Annotated in this window: 14 protein-coding genes and 1 pseudogene; all 15 read right to left on the bottom strand. The window is 35.7% G+C overall.

The genetic code is table 11. From position 1 onward, the window contains the following. Nucleotides 1-100: 100 nt before the first annotated feature. The 15 genes and pseudogenes from ACINWC743_RS20130 to ACINWC743_RS20060 all read right to left on the bottom strand — a co-directional run bounded on the left by ACINWC743_RS20130 (nucleotide 101) and on the right by ACINWC743_RS20060 (nucleotide 20,513). The gene (locus ACINWC743_RS20130) at nucleotides 101-658 is read right to left on the bottom strand and encodes a hypothetical protein (protein WP_009586769.1); all 558 of its coding nucleotides are present in this window, start codon (nucleotides 656-658) and stop codon (nucleotides 101-103) included. Beyond that, nucleotides 655-2,015: pseudogene (locus ACINWC743_RS24975) on the bottom strand (RHS repeat domain-containing protein); the annotation flags it as partial. The pseudogene ACINWC743_RS24975 and the gene ACINWC743_RS20130, both read right to left, overlap by 4 nt. A 155-nt stretch (nucleotides 2,016-2,170) precedes the next feature. Beyond that, nucleotides 2,171-2,761: a hypothetical protein gene (locus tag ACINWC743_RS20120; RefSeq protein WP_009586698.1), complete on the bottom strand. Its 591-nt coding sequence runs from the start codon at nucleotides 2,759-2,761 to the stop codon at nucleotides 2,171-2,173. A gap of 9 nt (nucleotides 2,762-2,770) precedes the next feature. Continuing rightward, the gene (locus ACINWC743_RS23570) at nucleotides 2,771-7,531 is read right to left on the bottom strand and encodes an RHS repeat-associated core domain-containing protein (protein ID WP_009586721.1); all 4,761 of its coding nucleotides are present in this window, start codon (nucleotides 7,529-7,531) and stop codon (nucleotides 2,771-2,773) included. Further along, nucleotides 7,528-10,485, bottom strand: a complete 2,958-nt coding sequence (locus ACINWC743_RS20110; protein ID WP_009586733.1) for a type VI secretion system Vgr family protein — start codon at nucleotides 10,483-10,485, stop codon at nucleotides 7,528-7,530. The genes ACINWC743_RS23570 and ACINWC743_RS20110 overlap by 4 nt, the downstream gene beginning before the upstream one ends. Before the next feature lie 181 nt (nucleotides 10,486-10,666). Beyond that, nucleotides 10,667-11,269, bottom strand: coding sequence for a hypothetical protein (locus ACINWC743_RS20105; protein ID WP_009586820.1), 603 nt, complete (start codon nucleotides 11,267-11,269; stop codon nucleotides 10,667-10,669). Nucleotides 11,270-11,596: 327 nt separating this feature from the next. Continuing rightward, a complete protein-coding gene (locus ACINWC743_RS20100) occupies nucleotides 11,597-12,904 on the bottom strand; it encodes an aminotransferase class I/II-fold pyridoxal phosphate-dependent enzyme (RefSeq protein WP_009586759.1) in 1,308 nt (435 codons plus the stop codon). A gap of 19 nt (nucleotides 12,905-12,923) precedes the next feature. Further along, the gene (locus tag ACINWC743_RS20095; protein ID WP_009586781.1) at nucleotides 12,924-13,622 is read right to left on the bottom strand and encodes a glutamine amidotransferase; all 699 of its coding nucleotides are present in this window, start codon (nucleotides 13,620-13,622) and stop codon (nucleotides 12,924-12,926) included. A 5-nt stretch (nucleotides 13,623-13,627) separates the two neighbouring features. Then, nucleotides 13,628-14,809, bottom strand: coding sequence for an aspartate aminotransferase family protein (locus ACINWC743_RS20090; RefSeq protein WP_009586762.1), 1,182 nt, complete (start codon nucleotides 14,807-14,809; stop codon nucleotides 13,628-13,630). Beyond that, complete coding sequence (locus ACINWC743_RS20085) at nucleotides 14,806-15,066, bottom strand: hypothetical protein (RefSeq protein WP_009586787.1); 261 nt, start codon at nucleotides 15,064-15,066, stop codon at nucleotides 14,806-14,808. Before ACINWC743_RS20085 ends, ACINWC743_RS20090 begins: the two co-directional genes overlap by 4 nt. A 6-nt stretch (nucleotides 15,067-15,072) precedes the next feature. Next, complete coding sequence (locus ACINWC743_RS20080) at nucleotides 15,073-15,810, bottom strand: YggS family pyridoxal phosphate-dependent enzyme (protein ID WP_005033259.1); 738 nt, start codon at nucleotides 15,808-15,810, stop codon at nucleotides 15,073-15,075. Between the two features lie 186 nt (nucleotides 15,811-15,996). After that, complete coding sequence (locus ACINWC743_RS20075; protein WP_009586708.1) at nucleotides 15,997-16,977, bottom strand: aliphatic sulfonate ABC transporter substrate-binding protein; 981 nt, start codon at nucleotides 16,975-16,977, stop codon at nucleotides 15,997-15,999. Between the two features lie 119 nt (nucleotides 16,978-17,096). Next, nucleotides 17,097-18,695: a sensor domain-containing diguanylate cyclase gene (locus tag ACINWC743_RS20070; RefSeq protein WP_005033263.1), complete on the bottom strand. Its 1,599-nt coding sequence runs from the start codon at nucleotides 18,693-18,695 to the stop codon at nucleotides 17,097-17,099. A gap of 536 nt (nucleotides 18,696-19,231) precedes the next feature. Next, nucleotides 19,232-19,840, bottom strand: a complete 609-nt coding sequence (locus ACINWC743_RS20065; RefSeq protein ID WP_009586730.1) for a GNAT family N-acetyltransferase — start codon at nucleotides 19,838-19,840, stop codon at nucleotides 19,232-19,234. Between the two features lie 34 nt (nucleotides 19,841-19,874). After that, nucleotides 19,875-20,513, bottom strand: a complete 639-nt coding sequence (locus ACINWC743_RS20060; RefSeq protein WP_009586775.1) for an FMN-binding negative transcriptional regulator — start codon at nucleotides 20,511-20,513, stop codon at nucleotides 19,875-19,877. Nucleotides 20,514-20,612 lie beyond the last annotated feature (99 nt).

Below are 20,612 nucleotides of genomic sequence, written 5' to 3'. Positions count from 1 at the left end.
ACCTTTATATGAACAAGCTGTTACACTACCCCAAGTTCTTTCTTAAATTTAAGTTACTTTGGGAAGTATTAACTTTTAAATCTTTGTAAAACTAAGCCATTTAATACATAAAAGTATTTTCCGTTTGAAAATCTTCTATTTTTTTAAAATTTAAATTGTTTTTTTCATTTAAATCTCTAGATTTATCAGATAGCAATTCAATACAGAATATTCTTAATAGATTTTTAACATGATTATTTTTAGATTGCATAAATTCATTAAATATAATTTCAAAAACTCGATTACAATTATCAGAGTCAATTAAATACTCCCCCCACCAAGCAAATGGATAACTAGCCTTTGATGATAATAATTCTTTAATCAAGAAAAATAGAGCATCCAACATATCAGTATATTTAATAAAATACTTATTTGACTCATTTTGATATTGATCAACCTTTAAACATGAGGTTAAATAATCAACAATTACAACATCAGGCGACTCAACCTCTTCATTATTATAGTGATTATTAATATAATTCAGTTCTGAGTTGAAGTGTAATAAATCTTTTTTATTAAAACCTATTACATATTTTGGATGTACCCAAAATTCAAATTTCTCATCTTCATTTAGTTTTTTAATTTTCATTAATTCTATATTATGATTAAGATATTTCATATTCGCTTTCCAGTTGGTTGTATTCTTACAGGCATTGCCAAAGCCTCTTCTAACTTTTTAATATATGGATCAGCATACATATGTAATTTTGCTTTATCTTTCACACACAGACTGAATGCATTATCTACACTTTTCATAGTCTTTTTAAAGCTAGTAAGTAATCCTTTTCCTTTTTCAACATGATCTCCAGCACCTGGTCCAACTAATATTCCAGTAGCTTTTGTATAACCAATCGAACCACTAACTCCACCTGCTATTTTCAATTTAGCATTTGGTCTATTAGTATAATCATGAATAGCGATAAGATGTTTAATCTCCTTTAATTTTTCATTATAAATTTTCTGACTTTTTTCACATTGAGTCATTAACCCAAGAGGATCAATCCAACCCGTTGAACTCGATGCATATTGATAAGAATTATTACCTCCCAACAACCCAATTGGATCTTTACTTACAAACCGTCCCACATAAGGCGAGTAATAACGATAGCGGTTATAGTGAAGCCCTGTTTCCTCATCAAAATACTGACCTTGGAAACGAATGTTGTTTGAGATGATCTCACTGTTTTCGAAGAAACTCGATTTAGCTTTTTCAGACTTACCACTTCGAGCATAGCTCTCGTCTTGCGCTCGTGCAAAGCGTTGCTTTGCTGACACGAGCTCACCCCATGCCTTATATTGTGCTTTCCAAATGATTGCCCCTGAGTGGTCTGTCATTTCCTGTGGCGTACCTAAGTGGTCACAATGATAGAACCATACATCATCAAAGCCTTTACTTTTTTTGATGGTTTTCCATATAGGATCACGATAAATACTATAAGGTTTATCTGTCCAATCAAGTGTTTGGTGTAGTTCTATTGAGCTTTGATAAACGGCTTGTAGCATCGGCACAAAGCTGTCTTTTTCGTAAATGTAGTGTTTGGTGGCATGTTCTGTTGACTCATAAGCCAATGTATCACCATCCCATCCATAGATGATGTTGTGTTCATCACCTGTATGGTGATGTTTACTATGCTTTTGGATACGACGACCTAAGGCATCATAACGATACTCTGCGGTGAATTGGCTGTTACGGCTTTTAATCATTCGACCATAGACATCCCATTCAAGGTTTAAATCTCCTTGATTGGATTTTTGTCGAACCAATTGTCCATAAGCATCATATTGGTATTGTTGGTCTAAATATTCTTTGACCACGTTATTGACTAAGCGATTATAGCCATAACCTTTTCTTCTGCTCGTTGTGCATGGTTTTGATCTTGATGTTGGGCTTTGTCATCATTGTAACGATCTATGATGTTACTGGCAGGGTCGAAGTTAAAGGTTTCTTTACCGAGTTTACTGCTGGCTTCAAGTATAATTCAAATGCCCGCTAATCACTTAAACTGAATATAAAGATATCTCATTTTTAAATTACGCATCAATACTCAAACAATTTTGATTTAAAAACGATCAATCAATTGATCGTTTTAAATTTATGAAAAAAGACCCCATATTGATTAATATTCACAATTTAAAAAATTTCCTTTAAATTAGGTAAAATATTTTTTAACTCATTAATTTCATAAATAATATTATCTTGTAATAAAAAAGAGTCTTCTTTATCTTTGAACTCATATATATTTTTTTTCAACATATCAATTATTAATACTATTGAGTTAGTATAATAAAATTCTAGTCCCAATTTTTTCTCCTTGTTCCTAGTCTCGATTCTAGAAGCTATTTCGCTTCCATTTATTACCCGATTAAAACGCTTTTCTTCCATTACTTTATTATCATTAAGATCTTTCATTAAAATAGAAAGAATTTCTTTTCTTATGTTAACATCTTCATTTACAACATATTTAATTTGATATAAATAACAAAGACTTGCCCATTGGATTGAGTTTTTACGATTAAAATCGCAAAACTCTATACTATCTAAAAATTCTCTGATCACAGAATAATTATCAAACTCTTGAACAAATAAGTTATAAACCAATCTAACGAGTTCTAAAGTTTTATCACTTTCTTTTATATCAAAATTATTTTCCAATGATTTAAAATATTCCTTTTGATAATCATACTTTAATAACTCATTTAAAATTTCTAACTTTACATTCATATTACACCTCTATTTTACAAAGATTTTAACTTTATCACCGGGTAAAACTCCCGCACTGGCAAGACCTAATTGAATTGATTTGCCAGCACCTTTATTATCAGATGGCTTAATATATTTTACACTTGCACCTAATCCACCTTCTTTAAACATAGCCATTGGCCATTCATCTCGATCATATCCCGTTTTACAAGGATGGCCTTTCATAGCTAATCTTCGTCTTGCTGGAGCATTAATTGGATCCACAGTTACTATGGATGCATGCCCTCTAGCAATAGCTGATTTAATATGACCAGCAGTTTCAGGATAAACTTTACTATCTAGTGTTAAATAATAATCAAATGGTGAATTTACGGGTGCAGGCTTTACACTTACTCCTTTCAAACCTAATGGATCGACCCAGAAATTACTATTTGGTGCATATTGATATGTGTTCATGCCACCAAACAATCCAACTGGATCTTTACTTATATATCGTCCAACATTATACGAAAAGTATCGATATCGGTTGTAATGAAGACCTGTTTCTTGGTCGAAATACTGTCCTTGGAAACGGATGTTGTTGCTAATAATTTCAGAATTTTCGAAGAAATTAGATTTAGCTTTCTCTACTTTACATTTGCCCCAAGCCTTATATTGCGCTTTCCAAATGATTGCACCTGTATGATCACTCATTTCCTGTGGTGTACCAAGGTGGTCACAATGGTAGAACCAAACGTCATCAAAACCTTTACTTTGTTTTGTTGTATTCCATAAAGGATCACGATAAACACTATAAGTTTTATCTGTCCAGTCAGGTGTTTGATGAATATCTATTGATGTTGTATAAACCGCTTGTAGCATAGGAATGAAACTATTTTTTTCATAGATATAATGCTTAGTCGCGTCTTCTGTCGATTCATAGGCGAGGGTATCACCATCCCAGCCATAGAGAATATTTTGTTCTTCACTTGTATGGTGGTGTTTACTGCGTTTTTGGATACGACGCCCTAAAGCATCATAACGATAATCCGCCGAATACTCTTGATTGCTTGTTCTTTGCAGCCGACCTAAAACATCCCATTCTAGATATAAATCACCTTTAGATGATTTTTGACGAATGAGCTGTCCATAAGCATCATATTGATACTGCTGGTCTAAATATTCTTTGATAACATTATTAACCAGATGATTATAACCATAGTTTGTATCGTCTATATTTTGGTTATAAGTCTGCAGTGACTTTTGAGTATTTTTAGGCTCAATAATATTACTTGCAGGGTCGAAGTTAAAAGTTTCCTTACCCAACCTAGAATTTGCTTCCAACAAACGACCTACAGCATCATATTTATAGTTTAAATTACCTCTACGGCTATCCTGAATTTGGATTAGCTCACCAGATTTATCATATTGATAAAGCCGTTGAATAAGCTGTTGAGTCTCATGAATTGCATTATTTTGTTTTGCTGGCGAGTCGTAGCCCGATTTATGTCCATTAACGATGCTTTGTTGCATCAAGCGTCCAAAATCATCGTACTTTTGTTCTTGGCTTATCCCATTGGCATAATGGCGCATAGTTTCACGATGTAAATCATCTCGTTCAAAGCTTAAAACATCTTGCCCATTAAGAATTAAACCTAAAACGTGACCTGTACCATAAGTAAGCCAATCAATATTTTGTCCATCAGGTCGTATGGTTTTGATTCGATCATTGATTTCATCATAACTGTGTTTCCATACTGCTGTTGTTTTGAGCTTTAAATCACTCTGATGTTCTCGATTTAGGTTTCCAACTGCATCATAGAACCATTGATTATGCATTTCTGAGTTTTTAGCATCAATCAATTTACCGCTGGCATCATAAGCAAACTCTTCCGTTTGAACATGGTTAAGTTCTTTGCCACAACCATAACCTACTGTCCGTTGTTCGAGTTGCCCAAGACTATTAAAAATAAAATGCTGAACTCGATCTTGTGGTGAGAGTTGATCTTGTAATTTTTGTCCATGTGCAGAAGCAACCTCAATACTGGTGGCTAATCGCCCTGAATCTTGGTTATATTCATATTTGGTTTCATTTCCATCAAAATCAATTTCTTTGGTTAATCGCCCCATAACATCATAGAAAAACTCATAGACTGCACCATTTTCATTGATCAACCTTTTTAATCGGCTGAGCTTATCCCATTGATATTGAAGCTTATGATTTAAGGCATCTGTACGAGTATGGATTAATCCCGAAGCGGTATAGGTATATTTTGTAATTTGCTTATTCGCATCAATATGTGCCAATAAGCGACCTTCGGCATCGTGAATGAAATGAACTTCCGTGCCATCGGCATATTTTATTTTTTCCAACTCACCAACAGCATTGAGTGGAAGTCCTTTAAGAACTGGCTCTCTTAGCTCTCGGGTGAATGATGTATAATAATATTCAATTTTTTGATTCAGTGCATTTTGAACTACAGACAAGCGTCCAAACTCATCATAAGACCATTTTGTAGTTTTCCCTGAACAATCTATATATTCAACAAGATTTCCACTTTCATCATATTGCAGAGATTTTGTACCACCTTTGGTATCCTTAATTGAAACGGGTAATCCATTGGCATTATATTGGTATGATGTAGCATGTTTCAGCGGATTGATTGTTTTAATTAGATTATTATTTTGATCATATTCATTAACCCACAAGTAACCAAATGAATCACGAACAAAAATTAGATTAGAATTTTCATCATATTGGTAATACGTCCAATTACTCTCTTGATCACAATATTCAACTAAATTGGAATGTTGATCGTATTTAAACTTTTCAGAGCTTCCATCAGGATACATGTGTTGGATTATTCGATCGGCTTTGTCTCGAATCCATATTTCACTTGATCCATCAGGATAAATCACTTTATCTGTATAACCATTACTGTTGTAGTAATATTCAGTCGTATTCCCTAAACCATCTTTGACATAGGTAGTTCGAATTGAATCATCCCAAGCAAAAAAGAATTCATTACTTCCGTCATCCATCCATTCGTGAATCACTTTATCACTGTCATCTATCACTGCCCATTCAAAATTCATCGCTACACCTGTTAAATCTGTGTAACGTGTAATTAAATGATTTTTATATTCATAATTATAGCTGTATTGATTTTCAGTCGTTGCTTGAATGAGGTCATCATTTTCATCATATTGGTATGATGCGAGTAGACGGCTAATCCTGTCGTTTTCAATCAGCCAAATTTTATGAATTTTCTTTTCATTATATTCAAAACCGAGCTGTCCAAGCTGAGCACCATCCGACTTGATAACAACATCTGTCAAATTCTCATTTTGGTCATAAATAAATCCAAGCGTATTTACTTTTTGATAGAGAATATAATCGATTTTATATGTATGCTTAAGTTTTTTATAAACTTCTTTTGATCCATCTTTAAAAGCAATTTGTACTGTATCTTTTTCTAAAAGGGCAACTTCAATGTCATTTTCAGGAATAAAATATTTTTTACCTTTGATTAATCTTGGTAATTCAATTTGATTTCCGACAGTATCTAGGTAGTAAACTTTCCCTTTTTTTTCTAAAAGCTCTTTATTGAAATATGATTGCCATTTTAAGCCTAAAGTGCTTTTAATATTTTTAGAACCCGAGATATACGTCCTATAACCAAGTAATGGAGCATATTTCAAATGAAAGTCATAGTGAGTAAAGATTTCTTCACCAGTTGAATATTGGACACTTCGTTTTGAAGCTGCTTTTTGAGTAGACTTATTTGATGAACAAGGATCTTCTTTACCTTTTGTTTTCTTCTGAAATCTTTTCCGTATTGCAGCAAAACGTAGTTCAATGCTTTTTAAAACTTTCTGACCAACTTTACTTTTTTTCAATGCTCCAAGTGCTAAGGCATTTAATGTAAATAAAAAATAGTACACACCTGAACTACTTGCATCACTATCACCAACGCTCCCAAAAGCTTTATCTACAAATGTTTTAGCTGCATTTTGGATTGTTCTTAAAATACTTTTAACAGAATTCCATATATTTTCTGCAGCAGAAATAACCATATTTGCTGATTGAATTTGTTGACCTGTTTTTGCACTTGTTACGCCACGAAGGTTTAAAACTAAATAATCTGCAAAATTTTTAAAGTGTTCAGCTTTAGTTGGAAAAACGGCATCATATTGACTAGCTTTATTAAGCTGACTAACAGCATCGTTATAAAACCTATTCGGATCTAATTTATTTTTCTTAAATTGGTCATCGACTGTTTTAATAAAAGCATCTATTGATTCTTTAATTTTTGTTTGAATATCACTTTTGATTTTATCAATATTATTAATTAGATACTCTGTCGCATCAAAAAATTGTCCAGCAACCCGCTCATGTAAAACCATTTGCAACTGCTGAATCAAAGCATCTTTGAATGCTAGTTTCCCACCAGATTTACGAATTGCACTCCTTACCATATGCATCCCATATTTCATTGGTGGCCCTACAACCTTAGTTGCAGGAAATGGAATTAATGGAATAATATCAATGACTAAATAAATCCAATTTTCAACTTTTGTATGATCATTGATCAGTGCTTTTGTATCCTCAATAATGTCATAAGCCGAAAACATAATATCAGAGGCTAGACTAAAAGGAGGAGTGTTCAAAAGCACACTTTGAACATCATTTAATGTTACTACACCATGTGTAGCAGCTTTAATCCATATATCAGCCGTCTGTTGTGACTCAGCGAGTGCCTTTTTAAATTCATTACTTTTTTCATCAATAAATAAAACCGTATCACTCATGAAAAACACCCATTTTTAGATAATTCTGCAAAACTTTTATTTGTACTTTTTTTAGAAGTGGCTACATCACTTAACGCTTTAGTTATTTCATTTTTCGGTAATTTACTTGTAATGAAATCTTTAACAATGTTTCCTAAACTAGCACTATCAGGAAGAATGGATGCGTAGTTTTCTCTTTTAAAATCACTCGCTTCATCTAAAGGACTTCTTTCATCTGGCCAAAGTGTGACTTTCTTTACACCTGGAGCAAGTCCTTGTAGTAATACGTGGCCTTGTTTATTTAATTGACCTTTGAATACCTTCCCTAAAGTGTCAACAACTTCATATTTTCCATTTTCTACAAAATTGCCATGTACATATTCATGAAAAATTTCAAATGTACCTTCTTTCATATTTAACTTAGGAAGCTTTGGTAAATTAGCATTTGCACTGCTTGCGGACTGAAACACATGCTGCCCAGCATTGACCTCAAACTTTCCACCCGTTTTGGGGAAAATTCCAGAATTATTCAATGCGATTTGCGATGAACCACCTGTAATCACAACTTCTTTAGGGCTACTAATCACAACTTTATCATCGGTCGATGAAATGGTAATACCTAACTTGGCAAATACATTTAAAGCATCTGACTGCGCTTGAATCTCTACTTTACTTTGCGCTGCAATCGCTTTAATCCCACCTTGCGCAGCAAATAAACTCAGTTTGTTTTGCGCATGTGCAATCCAATTCTTTTGCGTACTTAGATTAATACTGTTTCCTGCAAATTGATTTATTTGAGCATCTGCAGAAATATGAATGTCTTCTGCGGTGCTCAAAGCGATCCCATCTTGCGAACTTAATAAAAGTAGCGATTTTTTGAATATCGCAATTTTTTGTTCAAGCTGTTCTTTAAATTCTTTCAGCTGCTCAATCGACTCAATTTCATCGGTCTTTTGGTTCTTGGCAATATCACTTAAAGCTTTGCTGTTGGTCTGACTGCTTTCAAGTTGCTTTTTGACAATCTCACTCTCTAAGTGATCACCTTTGGCTTGATCTTGAGCATAGGTCGAAATCAGTAAGCCTTGCCCTGCTCTTACTGCACCCCAATGATCAGTTCTTAGTTCAAAGCCTTCACCACGATCATCACTTTCCGCTTTATCTTTTGGATGACTAAGCTTTCCGAGATTCAGTTGACTCGCGCCATGACTACTGTGCAACTGACTACTGATCTGATTGGTCGTATCGTCAAATCTCAGTTGGTTGTAGCCACTACCCTGATATTCTTTACTTTTAATGCCTGAAAGTTTTTTGGTCTCTGGTAGTTTGCCTTTGTCATCAAACTTAGTCGGATGGCGGTGTCCTTCATGGATACGTCCCACCACAAATGGTCTATCAAGGTTACCATCAAAGAAATCTATAACGACCACCTCTCCTGCTCTCGGTAGGAACCGTGCCCCATAGCCTTCACCCGCCCAAGGGGTGAGTACATCGACCCAAGCTGAATCTGTGTCATTGTCGTTAGAGCCTGCACCGCCATCATGGTTATGATCTTCACTGCGAGTAAATAGGAAGCGAACTTTAATCCGTCCCCATTCATCAACATGAATTTCTTCCCCACTTAAGCCAACAACTCTGGCACGCATTGGATGAGCAGTTGGTCTTTGAGTTAGAGGATTATATTCAGGAACAATCTTAATATTGCGTCGTTGTAGAACCAATTCATTGGCTTGGCGTTCTTCACTGTTGTTTGTGATGATATTGCTGGTTTGCCAATCACTTTGTTTGAGTAAAGTTTCAACTTGGTGGGTCAAGTCTTTCGGTAAATTATTCTGATTATAAAAGCGCTTCGCTATGATCAGAAACTGCTTATCATGGGATTCTAGTTGAGATATGGTTGGATGTTCATCTAGCTCAAAAAAATAACCAACATGTGCATCTCGTACAGTGGAAGTAGCTGTAAATCGTTTGGCTTGTGAGTCGTAGTAATTGCTTAGGTTTTCATTGAATTTTTCAATCTGACTGTTGCCTGATTTGGTTGCACCATCTTCACCATTCAAGTCTTGTATCCATGCTGGGCTAAAGTGCCAAGCTTGTTCTAAACCTAAACTGGTGTTGTCGTAGTTTTCACTGTGTTGATGGTTACTTTGAACTGAGCCTGCACCCTCTTCTGTTTCCAATGCATCTGCTTGCCATCGTTGGATATGCACTGCCGTCGGTTGGATTGAGCGTTGTCCGATAAACGTCGTAATACTGTCCGTGAGTTCTGTCGCGGAACTGCGATGAAAACGGATGTTCTTACGATCTAAACTTTTATATTGGGAATTATCATCGATTAAACGTAGCTTTTGAGGTTGGATTTGTTCACTTGAATTAGAAACTTTAAGCTGTGCTTCATCGATTAAAGTTGTAATCCCTTCCTCAGAAAGAAGTCTTTGAATGAATTCGCCATCCAGTTCATTATTCTGCATAATGAATGGTCTAACATCATAGTCTTTAGTTAGTCCACTCAGATCTAAAGTGAGACTTGAAGCAAACAGCGGACTACGTTTCACCCATTCCTGAAATATGGTTTGAACTACCTCAATAGCCGACTTCGCCATAAATACCCGAGAATTTCTACGCTGTTTCCATAAAGCAGTTGGATCTTCTACAGTTAAACGATAAATTGTAAGAGAGCCATCATAGACACCCACATCTGCTTTGGTCACAATGCCTGAAATTCGATTTAACTCAGACCGATCATTAACAATATCAATGGCAACTTGAGCACCTATAAACTGTTTTAACGGTATTGCTCCATTCGTTGAGAGGCAAATAAGTTCTAGATGAACACCTTTATTCAGTTCATGTGTTCCATCAATACGTTGCAGAAAAACTTGATCGTTTAATAACGAATTTGAAAAAGACGCATGGATCGCACGTTTTTGGGAGCTTAGTCCTATTTGATCCAAGGCAGCGTAAAAATTGTTAGACATAGTTTATTATTGGGTTTTAAATTGTGATGTAGTGTACTAAAAATTACAACCCAAGTCTAGACAGACCTGTCTAATTCATCTCTATATAGATATTAAAATAAACATGCATATCTTTGATTTTACGCATAGTTTGATGACTGACTGATAGAGTTATCACATCTCAATAAAGCATCCATATTAATCAAATATTCATTTTCAAATTGGCAAGCCTTTTTAACTGCTTTCTTGCGATCACAATTTTTTCTTTGGTGGTTTGCAATTGTTCGGCAATCTGTTGCATGGTCATTGTTGAGCTGGTAATGATTGCTTGATTTGCCAAAAGCCAACGCTTATTTTCGATACGTTGTGGATGAGGTTTTTTGACTTTTGCATAACATCTTAAATAGCGAGCATAACTACTGACTTGATCTTTGTTTAAACCATATTGTTGATACAAATCTTCAAAACCATCCCCCAATAACTCATCTTTATGTTCGATTGCCCATTGATGATTTAATACCACTTTTTCCCGTTGAATATTCAATTCTTTTCGAAGTCGAGAAACTTTGATGCCTGAAAAATTCAATTGCTTCATCACAGTTTGACGGGAGTTTTGCCGTATAAAATCTGCCAGTTCTGGTGTTAGGATGCAGGCATAACTGCCACGGGTCGTACTATACGCCCGACCTTTGTAAATGATTTGACCGATCTCTGTCTTATACTCTTCATAGACATCCCAATCCTCACCTTGCCAATCTTTAATGACTTTAATGGGGTTAAGTTTAGGTTTATATCGAGAAGTCATCACAGCAGCCTTTTTTAATACGACTATACTGTTTTATAAGTTTACCTTTATAATTTCAAGATATATTGTCTAAAAAATGAATTATTATTTTAATTTTTTTTAACAATTTGCTATTTTATGAGACAGTTTAGTAGAAATCATCCAATATCTTGAAAATCTTCCGTTCGCTTTAATATTGAAATGATCTCAAGCAGAACTGCTCAATCGCGAAACAAGTACCCGCCATATCCTAAATCCTAAAATTTAAATTGAGTACCGTCAAAATTACCTGCAAAACTCTTAAAATAAGTATAAGTTAAACCCATTGTTTTTAAATAAATAATTGATTTATAAATTAATAATAACTTGATAAATCTGTTCAAATTGTTGGCAAAAGTCTTTCATCTGTTGTTCTGTCATATCAGCCGTACTGATTCTTATGCCTTCAATTTCTTGATTGACGCTAAAATCTCGTCCTGAACGTACCAACCAACCTCGTTGCGATAAAATCTTGCTGATTTTGTCTGCATGTGGCAATTCAAGCCAGATATTTAAACCATCATAATGCATCGCACAAGGGATATTAAACTGTTGTAAATACTGCACAATTTTTTGATTTTGTTGTTGGTAATAAGATTTTGCCTGATTTAAGTTGACCGGAAATTTTTCAGCACTGAACAACTGGAACACCATTTCTTGGATGATATGACTGACCCATGTTGAACCTGCATTCAATTTTCGTCGCAATCTATCTGAAGTTTCAGCATCACAACCAACAAATGCAAAACGAAAATCTGGCGATAAGTATTTGGATACTGAACGTACTACAGCCCAGTGCTTTGTTGTGGTGGGAATGATATGTTGGTAACAGGTTTGAGAAAGTACTGAAAAATGGTCATCAACAATCACCAATACATGTGGATAGTTTTCCAATAGTTTTGAAATTTTCTCAGCCTGAGTGCGATCTAAACTATAGCCTGTTGGATTTTGCGCACGTGGCGTAATAATCAATGCTTGCGCGCCTGCATATAAGGCTTGTTCAATTGTATCAAGAACAAAACCATCGCTCCTGACTGTAAAAGGTTGCATTTTAAATTGCTGATGTTCAATTGCAGAGATACTGGTGATAAATCCTGGTTGCTCAACAGCCACTAAATCGGAAGGAACGAGGTAGGCAGCGAGTATTCGCTCAATCGCATCGACTGCACCGTAGGTAAATTCAATTGAAAATGGTTGAGGAATATCTGCAAAAACCTGTTGTTGGGCAATGTTTAATAATTCAGCATGATAGATGTTTTCACCATATAAACTGCTGTTCAGATGACCAAAATTGATTTGACTTAGAGTTGGTAACCATTCTCGGTGGGGATTACCATGAGCCAAATCGACTGTGCCCTCATTTAATGCTTGAAAGCCTTCTGATATGCGACAAGATTGTTTTGATTTGACTTGTGTGCCTAAACGTCCTTTAGACACCACAATGCCCATCGACACTAAACTTTTATAGGCAGCAGCCACCGTATTTCGGTTCAGCCCAAGTTGTTCTGCTAACTCACGGACACTGGGCAAGAAGTCGCCTTCATTTAACTGCCCTTCATTGATCAGTGTACGAATATTATCTTGAATATCCTGAGCGCTGTTGCCTTTAATTTTCATAAAAAATCTATATCGAGTTTTATACAGGAATGAGGTGATTAAGCCAATCACGTAATAACAGTTTGGCTTTGTTCTGTAAGTATTGCCCATATAGTACATTTTCTTGACGTAACTTTAAAATATCAATCTTCGCCTGATTGAGTTCAGTCGTATGTCCAATCAACCAACGCTCTAATGTTTTTGGATCAACTTCAACATGAAATTGCAATGCCAGAATATTGAGACCCACAGCAAAGGCTTGGTTGGGATAGTAAATTGAACCTGCTAAGCGTTTAGCGGATTCAGGTAAATCAAAGGTGTCACCATGCCAGTGTAATACCTGAACATTTTCCAAATGCTTTAAAGCTGAGGCAAAGCCTTGACTGGTAATGGTTAATCGACTCCAACCTATTTCTTTGATATGCCCTTTATACACCTTTGCACCTAAAGCCGTTGCTATTAACTGAGCACCTAAACAAATACCCAATGTTGGATAGTGATGAGCTAGACGGGTACGTAGTGCATTAATTAAATCCGATAAATAAGGATAATTAGCCGTTTCATATGCGCCGATCGGTCCACCCAACAAAATAACAGGATGTTTTGAAGCAAGAGCCTCATCCAAGGCATCGACACCTAACTGTAAATACTGAATTTGATAATTTAAGTCATTCAGCGTCTGTGCAAAACTGCCTAAATCTTCAAATGCCAAAGTTTGAATCGCATAGATCATTTTCATCTTGGTCACGCTACTTTTTCAATGGGATGAATGACTTTAAGCAAGCCATATATTTGTTGAGCTAAATATTCAATTTGTGTGCTATTGATATTATAAGGTGGCAATAAGCGAATAATTTTTCCTTGGGTGACATTCACTAAGATATCAAATTCTTCACTGGCAATTTTTGTCAGGTTTTCAATCGGATGGATCAGTTCAATTGCAATCATCAATCCCACACCACGAACCGATTGCACATTGTTTAAACCTGTTAATTTGGACTGTAGTAAATCGAGTAAGTGATAACCTTTTGCATGAATTGAGGATAAATACTGTGTTTCCAGTAGATGCAACACTCGATACGCCACACGACAGGCTAGAGGATTTCCACCAAAGGTAGAACCATGTAAGCCTGACTGTAATAGCTGCCCCAACTTAGGGTGGGTTAAACAGGCACCAATCGGCAAACCATTGCCCAAGCCTTTGGCAATGGTGAGTACATCAGGACAAATTTCAGCTTGTTGATAATAGAACCATGTTCCTGTACGCCCGAGTCCACATTGGATTTCATCCAACATCAACAACCAATCCTGTTGATCACATAGTGCTCTGAGTTGCTTGAGATAAAATGCTGAAGCAATATTCACCCCAGCTTCACCCTGAATTGGCTCAAGCAACACTGCCACAACATCGGGATCAATTTGATAAGCTTCAATTGCAGCCAAATCATGAAATGCAACAAACTCAAAACCTGTTAGTAAGGGACCAAAAGCCTGTCGATAATCAGCTTTTGCCGTTGCAGACAACGCCCCTAATGTACGTCCGTGAAATGCCTGTTGCATGACAATTATTTTGGGACATTGAATGCCTCGCTGATGACCATATAAACGAGCTAATTTAATTGCCGTTTCATTGGCTTCTGTGCCTGAATTACAAAAAAAAGTCTGGGTTAAACCCGTAATCTGTGCCAGTTTTTCAGCAAGACGTTCATTCCAAGTATGTTTAAATAAATTGGAAAGATGTAAGAATGTTTGGGATTGTGCCACGATTTCCGTATGAATATCAGGATGAGCATGCCCAAGTAAGGTGACACCGACACCTGAAATAGCATCCAAATAACGCTTATCTTGGTGATCCCATAGATAGCACCCTTGACCACGTTGAAATTCAATGGCTAAAGGTTGATAAACGGGCATTAAATAACTCATGTCATCTCCTGCGACAAAATATTCATCGAACAGGGCTGATAGATATATTCACTTCCCAAGAGCTGCATCGTCCCCTCTTTTTGCATAAGAAAACGCGAATCTTCAATCACTTGATGTAACTCATAGCTTAATTCGGTTGTATGCTGTAAATAACTCAACAAAGTATTAATTTTCATTAAAGCGTGCATAGAACGGCTTTGAAAATGTCCCAATAATTTGCCCTGTTGATAGATGGTTAATTGATAATGTTGACTCATCTTGGCTTACTCCGCCCAGTAATAATGATCAGGCAGTGCTCTTGCACCAAAAATAGCCTGCCCAACGCGAATATCCGTTGCACCTTCTTCGATGGCAATTTCAAAATCTCCAGACATCCCCATAGATAAACGCTGGACATCAGGATAAATTTTTTGAATTTGATCTCTTAGTACACGTAAAGTCTGAAAACATCGCCTCACCTCAACAGCATCTTGACTGTGAATAGCCAGCGTCATTAATCCAATTATTTTGAACTGAGTAAACTGCTGACACTGATCAATTAAAGCTAAGGCTTGTTCAGGTTCAACACCAAATTTACTGTGTTCATTGGAGGTATTTACCTGAATAAAAACAGGAATTTTACGTTGTTCGAGTAATAAGCGATGATTTAGTTTTTCTGCAAGTTTTAAACTGTCTAAGGCATGAAACTCATCAATAAATTTGGCTACATACTTCACTTTATTGCTTTGTAAATGCCCAATTAAAATCCAATGAATTGGTAAATGTTGTAGCGCTTCATATTTGGCTTTCGCCTCTAACACTTTATTTTCACCAAAACTACAAAAGCCTAATTGATATGCCTGTTCAATTTTTTCAATCGCTAAAGTTTTGGTCACAGGCAATAAGCGAATCTCTGCGGGATTACGTCCTATTTTTTGGCATATCGCTGTAATCTGTTGCTGAACCTCACTAAAGTTTTGCTGCAACCCAATTAAATTGCTCGGCGTAACAAAGTGCTCCATAAAAAACCCATGACAAATTAATTTTGTCCTATGACAATAATATGGTTTAAAAAATTGCGCAAGCTTTTTATCGTCTTGCTCGACAAATTAGCTTGCGCTTACTCAATAAAACCCATTCATCACCGTGACTAAATCACACGCTAAGAATTAAAGTTATTGCCATTTTTTACATACCCAATGCTCATGTTATTGAGCAGGTTTCCAAACAAATTGTGCAGCTTCAATTTGATTAGGAATCAACTTTTGACTATAGAAGAGGTCTGCAATCTTTTGTTGAGATTCAATAGCCTCTGAACTTAAAATCGCAACAGGATTTGGTTTTGGTTTTTTAGCAATGACTTTTTGCGTCACTTTGACATCTAAACCAGTGCTCTTCGCCAAAATCTCAGCTGCTTCTGATGGATGAGCATTAATCCACTGATCACTTTGATTTAATACAGCCAATACTTTTTCTGCATCCTTTGGATGGTTTTTGACAAAATTAGGCTGTGCCAAATAGTAGCTATAGGTCGTTGGCAAATCTGTAGACTCAAATAAAATTTTTGCATTTCCATCAATTTCAGCAGCGCTAATATAGGGGTCCCAAACAGCCCAAGCATCGATTGCCTTTTTATCCAAAGCAGCACGTGCATCTGAAGGCGTCAGCCAAACAGGTTGGATATCTGCCCATGATAGATGAGCTTGCTTTAAAGTTTCAGCCAAAAAGTTATGCGCACTTGAGCCTCGGGTTAATGCAATTCGTTTACCTTTCAAATCCGCAAGACTTTTAATCGAACTCTGATTCGGCAATAAAATTGCATGAGCTTGACGAGATGATTGCTCATAACCTAAATAATTCAATTGTTTCCCCGCGGATAATGCAAATACAATCGGTGCATCACCGGTATAACCGAAATCAATTGAATTGACAGATAAAGCCTCTAAAGTCTGAGGACCCGCGGGAAATTCTTTCCACTCAATTTTTACATGAGGGAATTGTTTTTCAAACAATTGATTCTGCTTCGCCACGATCAATTTTAATGCTGCTTTTTGATAACCTATATTGAGTGTACTGATCTGATTGCTATCAATGGATTTTTTATCATCCTGTGTCTGTTTTGAACAACCTGAAAGCAGTAACCCTGTACTAAAAATGGTAATCAATCCATACGCTAATAACTTATTCATACTCACTCAAATCATCTAATATTTCATTGAGTGTATACAGACAATAAAATATTGATAAATATATAATCTTTATATATTTATCACATAATATTCACAAAGGTTTTTAACGCTTCAATATTCTATTTTTTATAGCGAATACAATTACGCCCTTCTGCTTTGGCTAAGTATAAATATTCGTCAGCAGCTTTAAATACCTTATGAATATCTGTAGATATTTCAGGCCAGTGTGCAATACCAATCGACACAGTCACTGCGGGAATATCATCAATTGGACTTTTTTCCAACAGTTGGCGAATTCTTTCAGCAATATTGATACTTAAATTTTGGCTATCTATCGGACTTAATATGACAAATTCCTCGCCACCAATTCGACAACAAATATCAATATTTCGTACACAGTCCTTGATATGCTGTGCCGTACGCTTTAACACCATATCCCCCTTTTCATGCCCATATTGATCATTGATTTTTTTAAAGTAATCAATATCTACAGCAATAATGGCAAAAGGAATATTGGATTTCATCAAGCGTTCAATATGCAGCTCCATCCCACGACGGTTATACAGCCCTGTCAAAGGATCAGTATTCACATAATGGTTGAGTGTGGAAATTCGTTTGCTAAAATTTGAAGAACTTTGCAACAAGGATCGTTTAAAATTCCTGACTTCATAATAGAGCGCATCAACATCTTTAATTTGATTGGCTGTTTCTGGATTGTTTAAATGGCTCGCCATCGTTGCCAAGCGGTTTAATGGCGCAGAAATATAATAGGAAATTTTCCAGATAATTAAAAAAATTAGAATATAAAAAACAAGCATATATGCAATAATTTTATAGATAAGGTTGGGTACTTTTTCTAATAGTTTATGCGTGGGTTGTTGCGAAACAATAATCCAATCGGTGTGTTTCACTTTTGCAAAACCCGCTAAATTATCAACCCCCTTACTATTGATCAATCTGATTTTCCCTATCGAATGTTTCTCCATATAATCCAGACCTGTATTGTCTGTTGCATATGTTCCTATTCGATGAACATCAGGATGAAAAATGATTTTATGCTGGCTATCGAGCACATACATATAGCTGTCTTTATAATTAAAACTAATGGTCAATAACTCATTGATAATATTCCTTTCTTTCAAATAAATCGCACCACCTACAAAACCTAGATAGTTCTTATGCCGATCAAAAATTGGTTGTGAAATAAACACAATCAAATTCTTTTTGACTGAGTAATACGGACTTGTAATCACGGTCTTTTGGGTATCTAAAGATTCAGTAAAGCCCAATGTTCTATTGATTACATTTTTATTCAATGCAATTTTCGATGGTGAAAAATTGAGGATTCGACCATGTTTATCAGAAATAATCACACTATCAAAAAAGTTAGACTGAAATTTGAGGCGGTCTACTTCAGATTGTTTAAATTTTTCGTCATCAAATGATTGCCCCAATAACATGGCACTGTAATCAAGTTGTTTTAATACCGTCTGAATTTGAGAATCTGTTTTTTGCGCAATCTTCGTTGCATACTCCATATTCACAGATAAAGACGTATCTAATAATTCTTTTTTTTGAATAGAGTAGTTTACGAATAAAGATGCAATAAAGAGGATAACAATACTGAAAACAGCCAAAAATAGAATAAGTTTCCTTAGGTTTAATTTTAAACAAAATATGAATTTTTTTAGTTTCATTGAGTCAATTGCAAACAGCATTTGCTTGAATTTTATGCTCTTTTAATCATTATTACTACAATATTTTTATTATTATTAAACTTATTTCCAATCCCCTTAAAATAAGATGCGCATAATATTATCAACAAATTATAAGCATCACTTCAAATAATAATACTTAAAAATAATTATAACCCTCTGTAATATAAATAAGAAATTCATTTTACTCTCTAATTGAACAATATACTCAGGGGATGTATTTTTTACCTTCTAGATTTAATGTAAAAATATATTATTCTTATTAACATGACTTTAATCATATATTAAGCTCTACTTCGCATATTCTTTATATCAACTAAATTAATAGATTTTACAACGACAGCAATTTGCCTAATTGTCTTGAATTGATGTCTGTTCAAGAGTCATAACATTCCTATGCTTATCGAATAAAAAATATTTAATCAACTAGTGCTTTGACCGACACGAATGTTTATCAATCAAAAGCAATCAACAAGTGACTGCCATGAATATAGAGCATCCTTGGCAATCAAGTTGATTTTCATGGTGATTTAAGCTGCTTAGATACTTTTGGAATTATTCGACTTGTCAAGCAAAAAATTTAAATGTTGTCGTACCGCAGCCCATTCACTTTTTAAAATACTATACACATATGTATCACGCAAAATATCATCTTTCACAATTTGATGGCTACGCAATATGCCATCGAGTTTTGCACCTAAACGTTCAATCGCGGCTCGGCTTTTGAAGTTAAATGAGGACGTGCGAAACTCAACTGCAATACAATCCAAGTGATCAAAAGCATAACTTAGCAGTAACTGCTTACATGCTGTATTGATATGTGTTCGTTGCACAGATTGTCGATACCAAGTTGAACCAATTTCGACACGGCGATGGACCGCTTCGATATTCATAAAACTGGTCATGCCTAAAACTTGAGCTGTTTGTTTTTCAATGACGGTATAAGGCAACATCTTGCCTTGAGTCTGTAAGTTTAATCGTCGCTGAATCTCAGCCCTCATTTGCTCAGGCGTTGGGATATGTGTAAACCATAAGTTCCATAGTTCTCCGTCACATACAGCTTCTATTAGCGCTTCCATGTGTTGTATTTCAAGCGGTTTTAAAATGACATGATCATTTTCTAAAACCTGAGATGTCAGCCAAGTCATTCAATTCTCCTTCTACCCACATAGAGATGAGTATTTATTTATTTTTCTCTGCTGCAACCTGATACATTGCATCAGCAATTACACCATGCTCTGTCTGAGATAATGCATTGGCAACGCCAACAATATCTCGATGATCTTTGTTCTGACCGAGTTTTGCTTTGCCTTGCAGTCTCGTGATTTCTATTTCAATACCAACAATTTCCTGAAGCATCGGTTCTAAATAATCTTTGGGAGCATCAGACATTTTCCACGGGGTAGGTTGAGTTGCTTCATGTGTCCGAGTTAAACGTGCAACTACACCTCGTACATAGCGCTCGTCATCATGAATACGGATTTTGCCATGCGCATGTACAACCCTGTAGTTCCATGTTGGCACCTGTCGATGGTGTTCATGTTTACTTGGATACCATTGAGGTGAAATATAAGCATCTCCAGCACGGAATACCACCAACACTTCATCACCATCATGAAGCTGCTGCCAGATAGGATTCTGTCTTGACACATGGGCATGAAGTGTACCCAACTCTGACTGTTCTAACTGTAGTTCAAAAGGTAAATGGTTAGCATCTAGACCCTGTGTGCCATGACTCAACAGTATTCCCAGCGGATATTCACACATCAGTTGATGCATCTCTTTCACTTCAGTGATTTCAAAATCTTTTGGGATATACATGGTCGACTCCTCTCACTCTCACTCTCACTCTCACTCTCAATCATTAAAACAGTCATTAAACATGAACTTCCTATTGTAAATTTTCTGATTTAATTGGAT

This window comes from Acinetobacter sp. WC-743 (assembly GCF_000335555.1).
GTDB classification, from domain to species: domain Bacteria; phylum Pseudomonadota; class Gammaproteobacteria; order Pseudomonadales; family Moraxellaceae; genus Acinetobacter; species Acinetobacter bereziniae.
Note: the sequence above shows the minus strand (reverse complement) of the source record. Positions and strands in the feature narration are given on the sequence as shown.